The sequence below is a fragment of the Streptomyces sp. NPDC051315 genome, from assembly GCF_044455165.1.
GTDB lineage: Bacteria > Actinomycetota > Actinomycetes > Streptomycetales > Streptomycetaceae > Streptomyces.
Window position 1 is genome coordinate 1 of the sequence record NZ_JBITEN010000038.1, and the last position, 16,143, is coordinate 16,143.

Genomic DNA, 16,143 nt, shown 5'->3' on the forward strand with positions numbered 1-16,143 from the left:
CGTGGATGAGTTCGCCGGGCCGGTCCCGTTCGTGGCGGCGGATGACCTGGCCGGTGGGCCGGTCCAGAAAGGACAGGCGGTTCAGGCCGTGGCGGACCAGGACGCGGTGCACCGTCGAGGCGGGCAGGCCCAGGACCGGTCCGATGCGTGCGGGGCCCAGCTTGCGGTCCTGCCGCAGTCTGCACACACGCGCCTCGGTGGCGGCCGAGGTCCGGTGCGGCGTCCTGTGAGGGCGGCTGGAACGGTCGGCCAGCCCGGCTTCCCCTTCCTGTCTCCACCGGCGCACCCACTTGTGCGCCGTGGTGCGGGAGATGCCCATTTCCGCCGCGGCATGGGCGACGGGACGGCCGGAACGGACACGCTCGACGAGCAGCCGCCTGCCGTGAACGGTCAGCCGGGCATTACGGTGGGACACGAAGACCTCCGTGCGGTGCAGTCCTAGACAGCTCCACCACATCGGAGGTCTTCGCCATGATCAAGCACCGGCGAGTGTCGACAACGCTCGTGATCAATACACCTAGAGGCTGCGCACCACTCGGGCGGGGTTGCCGACGGCGATGACGTTCGCGGGGATGTCCCTGGTGACGACGGCTCCGGCGCCGATGACGGAGTTGTCGCCGATGGTCACCCCGGGGCACACGACCACTCCGCCGCCGAGCCAGACGTTGTCGCCGATGGTGATCGGCTTCGCGGCTTCCAGCTTGTCGCGGCGGGGCCGCGGCTCCGGCGGGTGGGTGGGGGTGAGCAGCTGGACGTTCGGGCCGATCTGGCAGTCCTCGCCGATGGTGATGGCCGCGACGTCCAGCGCGGTGAGGTGGTAGTTGGCGAAGGTCCGGGCGCCGACGGTGATGTCGCTGCCGTAGTCGACGTACAGCGGCGGACGCACGTGCGCCTCGTCCCCGAGCGTGCCGAGCAGCTCGGCCAGGATCGGACGGGCGGCGTCGGTGTCTTCGGCGTAGGCGGCCTGGTAGCGGGCGGCCAGGCTTACCGCCCGCTGCTGGCGGCGGGCGATCTCGGGGTCGTCGGCGATGTAGAGGTCGCCCGCCTGCATGCGCTCGAGGTTCGTGCGCGGGTCGTCCGCGAAGTGATCCGTCGACATGCGGACCTCGTATCGCTTGGAGTGTACGAACGTACGCTCCGCGGATGGGGGACCCGGGGGCGCTTTGGCCGGGAGCAGGTGGCGAAGGCAGGGGCGAGACTCGGGTGGCGGCGGTTCCGCCAGTACCCCGGCTGGTCGGGAGGGCGTGGAGTCCGCGAATGCCGTTCATACTGATGAATAGAAATCAAGTACACGTATATTGACGCGTCCACGGCAACGCCCCTACCGTCCCGGGAAAGCGCTTTCCTCCGCTGCGACGCGGCACCCGCACATCCGGGCCGTTCACCCGGACGAACCATCGCCTCGTCGCGCCGAGGAACAAGCGGCCTGCTCATCGGCAGGTCGACACCCAGCATGCGAAGGCGAATGGGGAGGCGAGATGAGGCGACCAGTCACAGCGCGACTCTGTGCGGCGCTGGCCACGATGGCCCTGACGGCCGCGACCGGTGCGGTGCTGTCGACGCCCGAGGCGTCGGCGGCGACCGGCAGCGTCACCGGCTACGCGACCCAGAACGGCGGCACCACCGGCGGTGCGGGCGGGCAGACGGTGCGGGCCACCACGGGAACCGCGATCCACGCGGCCCTGTGCGCCCGTGCCAGCAGCAGCACCCCGATCACCATCCAGGTCGAGGGAACCATCAACCACGGCAACACCACCAAGGTGTCGGGCAGCAGCTGCAACACCGCCGCCGGTGTGATCGAGCTGAAGGAGATCAGCAACGTCACGATCGTCGGTGTCGGGGGCGGTGCCGTCTTCGACCAGTTGGGCATCCACATACGTGACGCCCGCAACATCGTCATCCAGAACGTGACCGTCCGGAACGTCAAGAAGTCGGGCTCCCCCACGTCCAACGGCGGTGACGCCATCGGCATGGAGCGCAACGTCCGCAACGTCTGGGTCGATCACGTCACGCTGGAGGCGTCCGGAGGGGAGGCGGAGGGGTTCGACGGCCTCTTCGACATGAAGGACAACACCCAGTACGTGACCCTGTCCTACAGCGTCCTGCGCAACTCCGGCCGCGGCGGCCTCGTCGGGTCCAGTGAGAGCGACCTGTCGAACAGCTTCATCTCGTACCACCACAACCGGTACGAGAACATCGACTCCCGTGCGCCCCTGCTGCGTGGCGGCACCGCCCACATGTACAACAACCACTACGTCAGCCTCAACGAGTCCGGCATCAACTCCCGGGCCGGCGCGCGCGCCAAGGTGGACAGCAACTACTTCGAGGACTCCAAGGACGTCCTGGGCACCTTCTACACCGACGCGGTCGGCTACTGGCAGGTCAGCGGCAACATCTTCGACAACGTGACCTGGTCCAGCCCCGGCAGTGAGAACCGCCCGGCGGGGCCCAACCCCCAGTCCACGACCACGGTCGCCATCCCGTACCCCTACAGCCTCGACGCGGCCGGCTGCGTGCCGGGCATCGTGAGCCGGACGGCCGGTGCCAACAAGGGCCTGCAGGTGTCGGACGGCAGCTGCTAGCGGGGGACACCGACAGGGACGGCCCCCGGCCAGGGACCACTGACCCCACGCCGGGACCGGTCCGGGAGGACGGTCCCGGCGTGGGGTCGCCTCTGGTGGCCCCGCCCCGGGTCGTCCGGTGGCCGCGCCTTCCACGTCGAACCGCGTGCCGTCCTGCGGATCGCGCTCATCGGCGTCCTCCCCCTGCGCCGGGCGCGGGTGGACGAGCGAGCGGCCGCGGACGGGACCGGCTCCCGGAACTGAGACCCGAGGTGCCCTCGCCGGCACGGTGGTGCGGGCCGTCGGTCACCATGGCACCGACGGTCCGGCCAACCGGTTCGTCCTGACACCTGACCGTCATCGAGCCGGAGGCCGCGACATGAGGTTCTCGCACCGCGCACGGGCCGTCGCCCCGTTCTACGCCATGGAGTTCGGCAAGCACGCCGCAGCGCTGGAGGCCCAGGGCCACCACGTCGTCAAACTCAACCTCGGCGAACCCGACTTCGGCGCGCCCCCGGCCGTACGGGACGCGATGCGCGAGGTCATGGACGGCAGGCCCATGGCCTACACCGCGGCACTCGGGCTGCCCGCCCTGAGGGAGGCGATCGCGCGGTTCTACCTCGACCGGCACGGTGTCGAGGTCGATCCGGCGCGGGTGGTCGTCACCGCGGGTGCCTCGGCCGCGCTGGTGCTGGCCGCCGCCGCCCTCGTGGACCCCGGGGACGAGGTGCTCATCGCGGACCCGTCGTACCCCTGCAACCGGCAGATCGTCGAGAGCTTCGGCGCGCGCGTCACCCTGGTGCCCACCACGGCCGGCACCCGCTTCCAGTTGGACGCGGCGTCCGTGCGCGCGCACTGGACCGACAGCACCCGCGGGTTGATGATCGCCACCCCCTCCAACCCGACCGGCACCTCCGTCCCGGCCGACGAGCTCGCCGCGCTCTGCGACCTCGCGCGCGGGCGCGACGCGTGGCGGATCGTCGACGAGATCTACCTGAACCTCAGTGACGACGACCGGGGCGGGCCACCGCGCAGCGCGCTGTCGTACGACCCCGACGCCGTCGTCATCAACAGCTTCTCGAAGTACTTCGGCATGACCGGCTGGCGCCTGGGCTGGTGCGTCGTCCCCGGACCTCTCGCGCCGGCGGTGGAGCGCCTGGCCCAGAACTACTTCCTCTGCGCCTCCACTCCCGCGCAGCACGCCGCCCTGGCCTGCTTCACCCCCGAGTCCCTCGCCGTCTGCGAGGACCGCCGCGCCGAGTTCGCCCGGCGGCGCGCGATCGTCCTCGACGGCCTCGACCGGATCGGCCTGCCGGTCCCCGTCCCGCCCGACGGCGCGTTCTACGTGTACTTCGACGTCACCGGCACCGGACTCACCTCCTGGCAGTTCTGCGAACGCGCTCTGCGGGAGGCGCACGTGGCCCTCACCCCGGGCCGCGACTTCGGTGTGCACACGGCGGAGACACACGTACGGCTCTCGTACGCGGCGTCGGCCGACGAGCTGCGGGAGGGGATCGCCCGGCTCGAGAAGTTCGTGGCCGCGGTGCGCTGAACCGGGCGGGGCGGGCGGTCAGCCGGCCCCGCCCACCGCGGCGTCGAGGACGGGGCCGAGCTCCCGGGCCACCGTCGTCAGGGCCCGCACGTCCTGTTCGGCCCGGGCGATGAGGACGGCCCCCTCCAGCGCGCTGATCATGAGCGTGGCGAGCGCGTCGGCCCGCTCCCCGGGTACGCCCATGTCCACCAGCGCCCCGGCCACCGGCCCGCTCCAGGCGGCGAACGCGGCGGCCGCGGCCTTGCGCGTGGACACCGTGGACTGCGCGCAGTCCACGGTCGCGGCGGCCACGGGGCAGCCGCCCGCGAAGCCGGCGGTCCCGTACTCGTCGGTCCACTGCCGCACCATCTCGGCGAACAGTGCGCCGGGCGTCGGCTCCGGCAGGGCGGCGAGGAAACGCGCGACCCGGTCGGCCGCGTACCGGCCCGCCCAGCCCACCGCCTCGTTGACGAGCTGCTCCTTGCCGCCCGGGAAGTAGTGCTGGAGCGAACCGCGCGGCGCCCGGGCGTGGGCGGCGACCTCCCGCATCCCCGTGGCGGCGACCCCGTCGCGGCGGATGAGCTGGGCCGCGCTGAAGACCATCCGCTCCCGTGGCCCCCGTTCGGACACCGCCATCCCCGACCTCCCGCCAGCCGTTCCCCGATCCCCGGGCGCCAGCCTATGACCACCGTCATAGGGACGACTACTATGACCGCTGTCATAGGCCGGTGACGGTGACGGCTCGGCTCCGCGGGGGCCGGAAACGGTGGTGCGTCGTGTACGTGGGTTTCGTCGGCCTCGGTGTCATGGGGCAGCCCATGGCGCTCAACCTCGCCCGCGCGGGGACGCCCCTGCTCGTATGGAACCGCACGCCCGCCCGGTGCGCACCGCTGCGGGCCGCCGGGGCCGAGGTCGCGGCGGACCCCGCCGACGTCTTCGGCCGCGCCGAGGTCGTGATCCTCATGCTGGCCGACGAGACAGCGATCGACGCGGTCCTGGCCCGCGGCACCCCGGACTTCGCCGCGCGCGTCACCGGCCGCACCGTCGTCCACATGGGCACGACCGCGCCGGTGTACTCGCAGGGGCTGCAGGACGATCTCCGGGCGGCCGGCGGGCGCTACGTCGAGGCTCCCGTCTCCGGCTCCCGGGTGCCGGCGGAACAGGGACAGCTGGTGGCCATGCTGGCCGGTGACGACGACGCCGTCGCGGCCGTACGGCCGCTGCTCGACCCGATGTGCCGGGAGGCGTTCGGCTGCGGAGCGGTCCCGGGCGCCCTGCTGATGAAGTTCTCGGTGAACCTGTTCCTCATCACCTTGGTCACCGGCCTGACCGAGGCGTTCCACTTCGCCGACCGGCACGGACTCGACCGACGACTGCTCCGGGACGTCCTGGACGCGGGCCCGATGGCCAGTGCCGTCTCGCGGATGAAGGCACCCAAGCTGCTGGCCCGCGACTTCGCCGTCCAGGCCGCCGCCGCCGACGTCCTGAAGAACAACCGCCTGATCGCGGAAGCCGCCCGCGGAGCCGGCCTGGCCTCTCCCCTCCTCGACGTCTGCCACACCCTCTTCGCCGAGACCGTGGCCCAGGGGCACGGCGCTGAGGACATGGTGGCCGTCCTGCGCGCCCTGGAGTCCCGGACCGAGGGTCTGAGCCACCACGGCTCCGCGGAGGGCCGGCCCACGGGGACGGCGGGCTGAGAAGGATCACCGGCCCGGCGGGCCGAGGACGAGGAGGAGACGAACGGCGGACGGACCGCCGTGCCTCACCGCTTCCGCCGCGGCCACGAGGGCGGGGGCGGCGCGGGCCGGGACCCGCGGCGGCTCGTAGCCCGGGCTGCGCTCGGTGAGCAGTTCGGCGAGGGTCACCGTCCGGTGGCGGCCCCGTCCAGGTCTCCGGTCGGCTGACCGTGCGCGGCGTCAGCAGGCCGCACTCCTTCACCGCGCGGCCGAGCGACGCGAGCGCCGACGCCCTCGCGCCGGCGCCGGGTTCACCGTGGACCGTGCCGAGTTCGGCATGGACCGAACCAGCTGGGCATGATGCGTGACCTGACCCTGGTGACGACCGCACTCCCCTTGCGGCGCGCCGACGGTCGCGTGTAGCGGCCGGCCGGCGAGAGCGGGGCCATGAGCAGGGGAGTTGGCGCGGGGACGGTCGCGGTCCGTGTCGCTGTTGGGCCGAACGGGTGACTTGGCGTAAGAATTGGCTGGTGCAGGCATTGAGTGCGAGTCAGTTCGGGGGTGGCCGGTGAACCGTTACGACGTCACCGATGAACAGTGGGAAGGGCTCGCTCAGGTCGTTCCGTTGCGCGGCCGGGACGCGTGGCCGTCGGCGGTGGGCCACCGCGCGCTGCCCGACGCCGAGACGGAGACCCGACGCCGGTTCGTCGTCCTGCGGGTCAACGTCTTCGCGGACGCCCGCGAGGTCGCCGAAACGCTGATGGCGGGCATCCCCGTCCTCCTCGACCTCACCGGCGCGGAGACCGAGGTCGCCAAGCGCGTCCTGGACTTCTCCACCGGCGTCGTCTTCGGCCTGGCCAGCGGGATGCACCGGGTCGACCGGAACGTGTTCCTGCTGACCCCGCCGGGGACCGAGGTGAGCGGCATCATGGAGGGAGCGGGGGTTCCGGGCGTCTGAGGCGGCACGGCGCGACCGGCGGGGGCCCCTGTCCACCCCCGCCATCGCCCGTTCGTAGGAAGCTCCCGAGGGCGGAACGGTTCACCCCACGACCGGAGCCCTACGGTCCGCGTATGGCCGTGCCGCCCGCATCCTCCGCGCCCTTGTCCTCCTCCGCCGCCTCCCTCTCCGCGACGACCGCACGAGACCCGTCGAAGAACACCTCCCACGCCCCGCCCGGCGAGAGCCCCGGCGCGGGCGGGTCCGAGGGGCGGCCGGCCGTCGGCGGTGACCGGGCCCGGCCCGGAGAGCGTCCGCCCGCCGGTGGCGACCGTGCCGGTTCCAACCACCGGCCGCCCGCAGGTCGCGACCCCGCCCCGTCCGGGAAGCGACCGCCCGCCGACGCCCCGCCCGTCCTCGCCGACGCCCTTCCCGTCCTCGCCGACGCGCCATGTGTCGCCCCCGCCGCCTCCCGCACCCCCGCCACCGGACAGCCGCCCGCCACCCTCCCCCGGCAGGGACCCCCGCGGTCCTGTCTCACCGAGCTGCGGTTGTCGGCGTTCGGGCGGCACCGGGGGGTCAGGTTCTCGCTCGGGCCGGTCACTCTCCTCGCCGGGGCCAGTGGCAGCGGGAAGACGACCGCGCTGCGGGCGTACGAGGCGCTGGCCCGGCTCGGTGGTGGCGCCGGGCTCGAGGAGGTGTTCCCGGATCCGGTCGCCTGCGTGCCGGACGGGGCGCGTCCCGATGCCCAGCGCCGTCGCGGGTTCCGGATCGGCTGCACGGCCGACGGCCCCGCGGGTCCGGTCCGGCTCGACCTCGCCGTCCAGGCCGAACCCGACCTGCGCATCGTGGGCGAGCGGCTGAGCGCCGGCGGGCTCGTGCTGCTGGAGACGGCCCTGCGCGACCCGGGACGGCGCGCGGTGCAGGCCGCCTGGCACACCGCCGGTGCCTCGCCGGTCACCCGCGCCCCGCTGCCCGACGACCGCCTGGGCACCGCGCTGCTCCCGCTGCGCGTCGCCGGCAAGACCGACGGACAGCGCCATGTGCTCGCCGCCGCAGAACAGATGCTGGTGGCCCTGCGCTCCGTCTTCGCCTGCGACCCGCGGCCCGAGCGGATGCGCGCCCCCGTGCCCGCCGGGGCCGGCCGGCTGCTCGGCACCTGCGACAACCTCGCCGACGTCCTCTTCCGCACCCGCGCGGAGTGCACCCGGCGCCACGCGCGGCTCGTCGACGCGGTGCGGGCCGGCTGCGCCGGACCGGTGACCGACGTGCTCGCCGAACCCCTCGGCGACGGCACCGTCCGCGCCCTGCTCGACCGGGGCACCGCCCCGCGCACCGCGCTGGCCCGCCTGGGCGACGGTGAACTGCGCTACCTCGCGCTCGCCCTGGTGCTGCTCACCGGCCCCGGCGTCCTGGACGTCGACCCGCCCGGCGAGGTCCCCGACGCGATGCGTGCCCTCACCGTCCTCGCCGACGGCTTCGAGAACGCACTGGACGTACGGCAGCGCCGGGAACTGCTGCGGCTCGCGGTCCGGATGGGCGAGCGCGGGCACATTCGCTGCGTCGGGGCGGTGAGCGACGCCTCCTGGGCCGCCGGGACCGCCGGCGTCACGGTGGTACACCTGGACCCGTGACAGAACACCTCGACGTGGCGAAGCTGCAGCGCAGGCTGGCGGAGTTCGCGGCCGCGCGGAACTGGCAGCCGTACCACACCCCCAAGAACCTCGTCTCCGCGCTCAGCGTGGAGGCCTCCGAACTGGTCGAGATCTTCCAGTGGTTGACGCCGGAGGAGTCGGCCCGCGTGATGGACGACCCGGACACCGCCCACCGGGTGACGGACGAGGTCGCCGACGTGCTCGCGTATCTGCTGCAACTGTGCGAGGTGCTCGGGATCGATCCGCTGACGGCGCTGGACGCGAAGATCGACCGCAACGAGCGGAGATTCCCGGCACCCTGACGCTCTGACACCACAATCGGAATCAAGCCCTCCGTTATTACTCTCCGAAGTCGCCGGACCGCTCGAAACCGATTTGTTGTCCACAGATTTCCGTCTTCCTCTGGCTTTTCGCACCACGGGCCCTCACTCTGGGTAGTGGAGAAAAGAGTTCGAGTGACGGACGTGCGAGAAGCACGTCGGGACGGACGGGGGCGGCGCATGGACGCGGTGCGGCTCATCCTGACGAGCAGGCGTGCTCTCGCGAGCAGCGACGACGGGCCCCGGACGCTGGAGGAGGTGTGGCAGGCCCAGGCGCTGGCCCAGGCGATCGGCAGTCGGCTCGCGGTCTCCGGCCCGCCGGAACTGCGCGGTGAGGCGTTGGGTCTGACCGAGCTGGCCGGCAGAGGGTGCGGTGTGCTGGACGCACCGGACCTCGATCCCGGGGACCTGCGCGCCGCCCAGCTCACCGAGCTGGACGACGCCCGTGAGGCCCTGCTCTGCCTCGGCGGTCTGCTCGGCGAGGTCGGCATCGCCCTCGTCGGCGTGGCCAGCGCCGCGGGCGACGAGGGCACGTACTGGCAGTGCATGGAGGCCATCGACGCGGCGGACGAGTCCAGGGACCGGGTCCTGGAGATGCTGCGGAAGCTGGCGGCGAGAGAGGGTGCGCTGCCCGAGAGATGAGGACAGCGGCGGGCCGGGCGGGTGCCTGGGGGCGGCGGCCCCCGGAGCAGCGGGACTCAGTCCGCGTCACCCTCGTCGACACGGGAGCGCGCCGGACCGCCCGTCGCCTGCAGGTCCTCCAGCGCGGACAGGTCCGCGTTCAGGGCCGCCATCAGCTCCTCCATCTGCTGCAGCAGCCCTTTCGGCTGACCGGCGAAGCCAACGGTTTCCTCGGACATGACGGCCTCCTCGGGCCCCGGCCCCGCTGGAGAGGCCGGTGCGTGACACCCCGGCGCTTGTCCGCCGGGCGCGGGCGCCGGGCGGTCCGGCTCCGCCCAGCCAACGATCATGGTCGGGGCGGGTCACTGGCCTTGGCGGCGGCCCGTCTTCGGAGTTGACGTTTTTCACCCCGACCGGGGACGGGCGGGGGCGGGGGACCGGTGGGGTTGACGGGAAGCCCGGAGTGCAGGATGGAGAGCATGGATCTGCGCATCTTCACCGAGCCCCAGCAGGGGGCGACCTACGACACCCTCCTCACCGTGGCGAAGGCCACCGAAGACCTGGGCTTCGACGCCTTCTTCCGGTCCGACCACTACCTTAAGATGGGCGACGTGGACGGACTTCCGGGCCCCACCGACGCCTGGATCACCCTCGCCGGTCTCGCCCGGGAGACCAAGCGCATCCGCCTCGGCACGCTCATGACCGCCGCCACCTTCCGGCTGCCCGGCGTCCTCGCCATCCAGGTCGCGCAGGTGGACCAGATGTCCGGCGGCCGTGTCGAACTCGGCCTGGGCGCGGGCTGGTTCGAGGAGGAGCACACGGCGTACGGCATCCCCTTCCCGAAGGAGAAGTTCGGCCGCCTGGAGGAGCAGCTGGAGATCGTCACCGGGCTGTGGGGCACAAAGGCCGGCCAGACCTTCGACTTCCACGGCGAGTACTACGACCTCAAGGACTCGCCCGCGCTGCCCAAGCCCGCGCAGGCGAGGATTCCCGTGCTGATCGGCGGCCACGGAGCGAGCCGCACGCCGCGACTGGCCGCCCGGTTCGCCGACGAGTTCAACATGCCGTTCGGCACGCTCGAGGACAGCGAGCGCCAGTTCGGCCGGGTGCGCGCCGCCGCCGAGGAGGCCGGCCGCGCCGCCGACGCGATCACGTACTCCAACGCCCTCGTGGTCTGTGTCGGCAAGGACGACCAGGAGGTCGCCCGCCGCGCCGCCGCGATCGGCCGTGAGGTCGACGAGCTGAAGCGCAACGGCCTGGCCGGCACCCCCGCCGAGGTCGTCGACAAGATCGGCCGCTACGCCGCGATCGGCTCCCGCCGGATCTACCTCCAGGTTCTCGACCTGCACGACCTGGACCACCTGGAGCTGATCTCGGCCCAGGTGCAGTCGCAGCTGCCCTGACCCGGCACGGCGCGCGGACCCGGACCCGGACATCGTGGTCCCGGACCGGGACCCGGTCCGGGACCACGATGTCCGGGTCCCGGTCGGGGCCGGGCGGCCCGTGGCCCGGCCCTCCCTCCGTCCCGCCCCACCGCGGCCCGCCCCCACCTGTGACAGCCCTGTGACCGGAACTGTGGCGTCCGTCACGGCCGTTGGGGCGGGTGGCTGATGTGGTGGCCGGATGCGCAGACCCACCCCCCTCCTCCCGGCCCTGGCCGCCTGCCTGCTGCTCACCGCGTGCGGCGCCGAACGGGCCGGTACGGGGGACACCGGCCCCGGCGCGGCCTCCCCGCCGCCCCGCACGCAGGTCACCGATCCGGGCATGGACGGCGTCCGGATCACCGCGGTCACCATCCCGTCCCCCTCGCCCTCGCCCTCGCGCAGCTTCTCGGTCTCCGCCGAGAGCCTCCCGGCCGACTCCGGCATCTTGGCCGCCTACGAGGTCACCAACCAGGGCACCGAGGCGCTGACGTACAGCGTCCTCTTCGACTTCACGACGAGCGGCGGTGAGGTCATGAGCAACAAGTGGGAGACGGTGCGCGACGTCGGCCCCGGCGAGACGGTGCGCGGAACGGTCCGGCTGGGCGTCCTACCACCGGGCGCGTCCCCGGTGACGCGGGTGAAGGTGTCCGAGGTGACCAAGGTGCCCGCCGACGAGGCGCCGTCCTCGGCGGGGGAGTGCCCGCCGTCCGGGATCCGGGTCACGGCCGACCAGGGCGACGCCGCCATGGGGCTGCGGGTTGTGGGCCTGCACCTGGAGAACTGCGGAACGCGCGACTACACGGTCAACGGCTACCCGCTGCTGGAACTCCTCGGTGAGGACCACGAGCCGGTCGAGGGCGTCAGGATCCTCCAGGGCAGCGGCGAGATCACCACCGCGGCCGGGCCCGACGAACCGCCCCGGCCCGTCACCCTCCGGCCCGGCGAGACGGCGACCGCCGGCCTGGTGTGGCGCAACACCACCCTGTCCGGCACGCCCGTCGACGTCCCGTACGTGCGGGTCCGCGCGAAGGCCGGCGCCGACCCCGTCACGGTGACCCCCCGCCTCGACCTCGGAACCACCGGACAGCTCGGCGTCAGGCCGTGGAAGCGTGCTGCCGAGCAGCCCCCGAGCAGCCGGCCCGGCAGCCCCGAATAAACAACGGCGCCGGTCGGGCGGGGTGTGCGATGGTGAGACCGTCGTCCTGCCGGCCCTCGGGATCACCACTCCTGGGGGCTTTCGCACGCACGGCGCCCACCGTCCCGTCATCGACCCACCGGCCGGAGAGGCCCTCCGCATGTTCCTGACCATCAGCACCACCGGCACAGCCGAACGCCCCGCCACGGACCTGGGTTTCCTGCTGCACAAGCATCCCGACAAGGCGCAGGCGTTCTCCACCTCCTATGGCAAGGCGCACGTCCTCTACCCCGAGGCGGACGCGCAGCGCTGCACGGCGGCGCTCCTGCTGGAGGTGGATGCCGTGGCGCTGGTCCGGCGCGGCAAGGGCAAGGGACGCGGAGGCGCCCCCGACGCGGCGCTCGCGCAGTACGTCAACGACCGCCCGTACGCCGCCTCCTCCCTGCTCGCGGTCGCGCTGAGCGGCGTGTTCTCCAGCGCCATGCGGGGCGTGTGCGCCGCCAAGCCCGAACTCCCGGCCCAGAAGCGCCCGTTGCGCGTCGAGGTGCCCGCGCTGCCCGCCCGCGGCGGCGCCGGCCTCGTACGGCGTCTGTTCGAGCCGCTCGGCTGGACGGTGACCGCCGAACCGGTCGCGCTGGACGCCGAGTTCCCGGAGTGGGGCGACTCGCGGTACGTACGGCTCGTCCTGGAGTCCGAGGCGCTGACCCTCGCGGAGGCCCTGCGGCACCTGTACGTCCTGCTGCCCGTCCTCGACGACGCCAAGCACTACTGGGTCTCCTCCGACGAGGTCGACAAGCTGCTGCGCGCCGGTGAGGGCTGGCTGCCCGGCCACCCCGAGCAGAAGCTGATCACCAGCCGCTACCTGTCGCGCCGCTGGTCGCTGACCCGCCAGGCGATGGAGCGGCTGGAGCTGGTGCGGCTCGCCGAGGCCGACGACAGCGAGGTCGAGGAGATCGACAACGCCGTCGAGGCGGAGGGGGAGACGGAGGAGAAGCCGACCCCGCTCGCCGTGCAGCGCCGGGACGCGATCGTCGCGGCACTGCAGGAGTCCGGCGCCGCCCGGGTGCTCGACCTCGGCTGCGGCCAGGGCCAGCTGGTGCAGGCGCTGCTGAAGGACGCGCGGTTCACCGAGATCGTCGGCGTCGACGTGTCGATGCGGGCGCTCACCATCGCCTCGCGGCGGCTGAAGCTGGACCGCATGGGCGAGCGGCAGGCCTCCCGCGTCCAGCTCCTCCAGGGCTCGCTCGCCTACACCGACAAGCGGCTCAAGGGCTACGACGCCGCCGTGCTCAGCGAGGTGATCGAGCACGTCGACCTGCCCCGGCTGCCCGCCCTGGAGTACGCGGTGTTCGGCGCGGCCCGCCCCCGCACGGTCCTGGTGACCACCCCGAACGTCGAGTACAACGTCCGCTGGGAGACCCTCCCCGCCGGGCACGTCCGGCACGGCGACCACCGCTTCGAGTGGACCCGTGAGGAGTTCCGCGGCTGGGCGGCGGCGGTGGCCGAACGGCACGGCTACCAGGTCGCGTTCCGGTCCGTCGGCCCGGACGACCCCGAGGTCGGACCACCCACCCAGATGGCCGTCTTCGAGACGAGCCCGGCCACCACCAGGACCCCGGACGAGAAGGAGGCGAAGGCGGCATGAGCGAGACACAGGTTCTTCCGGAGCGGAGGCAGGGCCGCGTCCTGCCCGTCACCGACCTCTCCCTCGTGGTGCTGGTCGGCGCCTCCGGCTCGGGCAAGTCCACCTTCGCCCGCAGGCACTTCAAACCCACCGAGGTCATCTCCTCCGACTTCTGCCGCGGTCTGGTCTCCGACGACGAGAACGACCAGAGCGCCACCCGGGACGCCTTCGACGTCCTGCACTACATCGCGGGCAAGCGGCTCGCGGCCGGCCGGCGCACGGTCGTCGACGCGACCAGCGTGCAGCAGGACGCCCGCCGCCAGCTGGTCGACCTGGCCCGGCAGTACGACGTGCTGCCGATAGCGATCGTGCTGGACGTGCCGGAGGAGGTGTGCGCCGAGCGCAACGCGGCCCGCACCGACCGCGCCGACATGCCGCGCCGGGTCATCCAGCGCCACATCCGTGAACTCCGGCGGTCACTGCGGCACCTGGAGCGCGAGGGCTTCAGGAAGGTCCACGTCCTGCGTGGCGTCGAGGACGTCGAGGACGCCACCGTCGTCACCGAGAAGCGCTTCAACGACCTGACCCACCTCACCGGCCCCTTCGACATCATCGGCGACATCCACGGCTGCGCCTCCGAACTGGAGTCGCTGCTCGGCAAGCTGGGTTACGTCGACGGCGTCCACCCGGAGGGCCGGCAGGCCGTCTTCGTCGGCGACCTCGTCGACCGCGGCCCGGACAGCCCCGGCGTGCTGCGCCGCGTCATGGGGATGGTCAGGTCGGGCAACGCCCTGTGCGTCCCCGGCAACCACGAGAACAAGTACGGCCGGTACCTGCGCGGCCGCAAGGTCCAGCACACCCACGGCCTCGCCGAGACCATCGAGCAGATGGAGCACGAGACGGAGGAGTTCCGCGCCGAGGTGCGCGCGTTCCTCGACGGCCTCGTCAGCCACTACGTCCTCGACGGCGGCAAGCTGGTCGTCTGCCACGCCGGCCTGCCGGAGAAGTACCACGGCCGCACCTCCGGCCGCGTCCGCTCGCACGCGCTGTACGGCGACACCACCGGTGAGACCGACGAGTTCGGCCTGCCGGTGCGCTACCCGTGGGCGGAGGACTACCGGGGCCGGGCCGCGGTCGTCTACGGCCACACCCCGGTGCCCGAGGCCACCTGGCTCAACAACACCATCTGCCTGGACACCGGCGCCGTCTTCGGCGGCAAGCTGACCGCGCTGCGCTGGCCGGAGCGGGAGCTGGTCGACGTACCGGCGGAGCGCGTCTGGTACGAGCCGGCCAAGCCGCTGAGGTCCGAGGCGCCGGGCGGGCAGGACGGGCGGCTGCTGGACCTGGCGGACGTGCACGGCCGGCGGATCGTGGAGACCCGCTACGAGGGCCAGGCCCGCGTCTCGGTGCGCGAGGAGAACGCGGCGGCGGCCCTGGAGGTCATGAGCCGCTTCGCCGTCGACCCGCGGCTGCTGCCGTACCTCCCGCCGACCATGGCTCCCACCGCGACTTCGCACGTGGAGGGCTACCTGGAGCACCCGGCGGAGGCGTTCGCGCAGTACGCGGCGGACGGCGTCGCGCGGGTGGTGTGCGAGGAGAAGCACATGGGCTCGCGGGCGGTGGCCCTGGTGTGCCGGGACGCGGAGGCCGCCCGCCGGCGCTTCGGCGTCGACGGCCCGACCGGATCCCTCTACACCCGCACCGGCCGCCCGTTCTTCGACGACGGGACGGTCACGGAGGAGATCCTCGGCCGGGTGCGGGCCGCGGTCGGCGAGGCCGGCCTGTGGGACGAGCTCGGCACGGACTGGCTCCTGCTGGACGCCGAACTGATGCCGTGGTCGCTCAAGGCCTCGGGCCTGCTGCGCTCGCAGTACGCGGCCGTCGGCGCCGCGTCGGGTGCCGCCTTCCCGGGCGCGCTGGCCGCGCTGGAGGGGGCGGCGGCGCGGGGCGTCGACGTCTCGGACCTCCTCTCCCGCCAGCGTGAACGCTCCGCGGACGCGGCCGCGTTCACGGCGGCGTACCGGCGCTACTGCTGGACCACGGACGGCCTGGACGGCGTACGCCTGGCGCCGTTCCAGATCCTCGCCGTCCAGGGACGCAGCCTGGCGGCGCTGCCCCACGACGAGCAGCTGTCCCTCCTCGACCGGCTGGTGGAGCACGACAGCACCGGCCTGCTGCAGACCACCCGCCGCCTGTACGTCGACACGGCCGACCCCGAGTCGGTGCGGGCCGGTGTCGACTGGTGGCTGGAGATGACCGGCCGCGGCGGCGAGGGCATGGTCGTCAAGCCGCTCGGCGCGCTGGTGCGCGGCAGCGAGGGCCGCCTGGTCCAGCCCGGCATCAAGTGCCGGGGCCGTGAGTACCTGCGGATCATCTACGGCCCGGAGTACACCCGCCCCGACAACCTCACCCGCCTGCGCGGGCGCTTCCTGAACCACAAGCGCTCGCTCGCGATCCGCGAGTACGTCCTCGGTTTGGAAGCCCTGGACCGGCTGGCCGAGGGCGAGCCGCTGTGGCGGGTCCACGAGGCGGTGTTCGCGGTCCTGGCCCTGGAGTCGGAGCCGGTGGACCCGAGGCTGTAGGGACGGGAGCGGGCGGGGGGGGGGGGGCGGCGGGCCCCCCCCCGCCCCCCCCCCCCCCCCCCCCCCCCCCCCCCCCC

At 73.1% G+C, this 16,143-nt stretch carries 15 protein-coding genes and 1 pseudogene; 11 read left to right on the plus strand and 5 right to left on the minus strand.

What is annotated here, in order from left to right:
- Nucleotides 1-415: helix-turn-helix domain-containing protein (locus tag ACIBBD_RS38405; protein WP_399424611.1), on the minus strand; the 415-nt coding region annotated here is incomplete at its 3' end.
- A 102-nt stretch (nt 416-517) separates the two neighbouring features.
- Entirely contained in the window at nt 518-1,099 is a 582-nt protein-coding gene (locus tag ACIBBD_RS38410; RefSeq protein ID WP_399424613.1) for a sugar O-acetyltransferase, read from the minus strand.
- 379 nt (nt 1,100-1,478) lie between these two features.
- Between ACIBBD_RS38410 and ACIBBD_RS38415 the strand changes: the two are divergent.
- Both ACIBBD_RS38415 and ACIBBD_RS38420 read left to right on the plus strand, forming a co-directional pair.
- Nucleotides 1,479-2,659: pseudogene (locus ACIBBD_RS38415) on the plus strand (polysaccharide lyase family 1 protein); the annotation flags it as partial.
- 281 nt (nt 2,660-2,940) lie between these two features.
- Nucleotides 2,941-4,113 carry a pyridoxal phosphate-dependent aminotransferase gene (locus tag ACIBBD_RS38420; RefSeq protein WP_399424615.1) on the plus strand — a complete coding sequence of 391 codons (1,173 nt, stop codon included), beginning with the start codon at nt 2,941-2,943 and terminating at the stop codon, nt 4,111-4,113.
- An 18-nt stretch (nt 4,114-4,131) separates the two neighbouring features.
- On the opposite strand, the gene ACIBBD_RS38425 is transcribed toward ACIBBD_RS38420, so the two are convergent.
- Nucleotides 4,132-4,728, minus strand: coding sequence for a TetR/AcrR family transcriptional regulator (locus ACIBBD_RS38425; RefSeq protein ID WP_399424617.1), 597 nt, complete (start codon nt 4,726-4,728; stop codon nt 4,132-4,134).
- 140 nt (nt 4,729-4,868) lie between these two features.
- Here ACIBBD_RS38425 and ACIBBD_RS38430 point away from each other — a divergent pair, with 140 nt between their 5' ends.
- Nucleotides 4,869-5,789, plus strand: coding sequence for an NAD(P)-dependent oxidoreductase (locus ACIBBD_RS38430; RefSeq protein ID WP_399424619.1), 921 nt, complete (start codon nt 4,869-4,871; stop codon nt 5,787-5,789).
- Nucleotides 5,790-5,795: 6 nt separating this feature from the next.
- Here the strand turns inward: ACIBBD_RS38430 and ACIBBD_RS38435 are convergent, their stop codons facing one another.
- On the minus strand, nt 5,796-5,957 hold the full coding sequence (locus ACIBBD_RS38435; protein WP_399424621.1) for a hypothetical protein: 162 nt from the start codon (nt 5,955-5,957) through the stop codon (nt 5,796-5,798).
- Nucleotides 5,958-6,336: 379 nt separating this feature from the next.
- Here ACIBBD_RS38435 and ACIBBD_RS38440 point away from each other — a divergent pair, with 379 nt between their 5' ends.
- From ACIBBD_RS38440 to ACIBBD_RS38455, 4 genes are all read left to right on the plus strand, one after another.
- On the plus strand, nt 6,337-6,726 hold the full coding sequence (locus ACIBBD_RS38440; RefSeq protein ID WP_399424623.1) for a cell division protein SepF: 390 nt from the start codon (nt 6,337-6,339) through the stop codon (nt 6,724-6,726).
- A gap of 113 nt (nt 6,727-6,839) precedes the next feature.
- Nucleotides 6,840-8,339, plus strand: a complete 1,500-nt coding sequence (locus ACIBBD_RS38445) for an ATP-binding protein (RefSeq protein ID WP_399424625.1) — start codon at nt 6,840-6,842, stop codon at nt 8,337-8,339.
- Entirely contained in the window at nt 8,336-8,662 is a 327-nt protein-coding gene (locus tag ACIBBD_RS38450) for a nucleotide pyrophosphohydrolase (protein WP_399424627.1), read from the plus strand. The genes ACIBBD_RS38445 and ACIBBD_RS38450 overlap by 4 nt, the downstream gene beginning before the upstream one ends.
- A 198-nt stretch (nt 8,663-8,860) precedes the next feature.
- Nucleotides 8,861-9,322 (plus strand): DUF6099 family protein, encoded by a 462-nt coding sequence (locus ACIBBD_RS38455; RefSeq protein ID WP_399424638.1) that lies wholly within the window; start codon nt 8,861-8,863, stop codon nt 9,320-9,322.
- A gap of 56 nt (nt 9,323-9,378) precedes the next feature.
- Here the strand turns inward: ACIBBD_RS38455 and ACIBBD_RS38460 are convergent, their stop codons facing one another.
- Complete coding sequence (locus ACIBBD_RS38460; RefSeq protein WP_399424629.1) at nt 9,379-9,540, minus strand: hypothetical protein; 162 nt, start codon at nt 9,538-9,540, stop codon at nt 9,379-9,381.
- A gap of 240 nt (nt 9,541-9,780) precedes the next feature.
- Here ACIBBD_RS38460 and ACIBBD_RS38465 point away from each other — a divergent pair, with 240 nt between their 5' ends.
- From ACIBBD_RS38465 to ACIBBD_RS38480, 4 genes are all read left to right on the plus strand, one after another.
- Entirely contained in the window at nt 9,781-10,704 is a 924-nt protein-coding gene (locus ACIBBD_RS38465; protein WP_399424631.1) for an LLM class F420-dependent oxidoreductase, read from the plus strand.
- Nucleotides 10,705-10,924: 220 nt separating this feature from the next.
- Nucleotides 10,925-11,881 carry a DUF4232 domain-containing protein gene (locus ACIBBD_RS38470; RefSeq protein ID WP_399424632.1) on the plus strand — a complete coding sequence of 319 codons (957 nt, stop codon included), beginning with the start codon at nt 10,925-10,927 and terminating at the stop codon, nt 11,879-11,881.
- Nucleotides 11,882-12,020: 139 nt separating this feature from the next.
- Nucleotides 12,021-13,505, plus strand: coding sequence for a 3' terminal RNA ribose 2'-O-methyltransferase Hen1 (locus tag ACIBBD_RS38475; RefSeq protein WP_399424634.1), 1,485 nt, complete (start codon nt 12,021-12,023; stop codon nt 13,503-13,505).
- Nucleotides 13,502-16,066: a polynucleotide kinase-phosphatase gene (locus tag ACIBBD_RS38480; protein WP_399424636.1), complete on the plus strand. Its 2,565-nt coding sequence runs from the start codon at nt 13,502-13,504 to the stop codon at nt 16,064-16,066. The genes ACIBBD_RS38475 and ACIBBD_RS38480 overlap by 4 nt, the downstream gene beginning before the upstream one ends.
- Nucleotides 16,067-16,143: the final 77 nt, after the last annotated feature.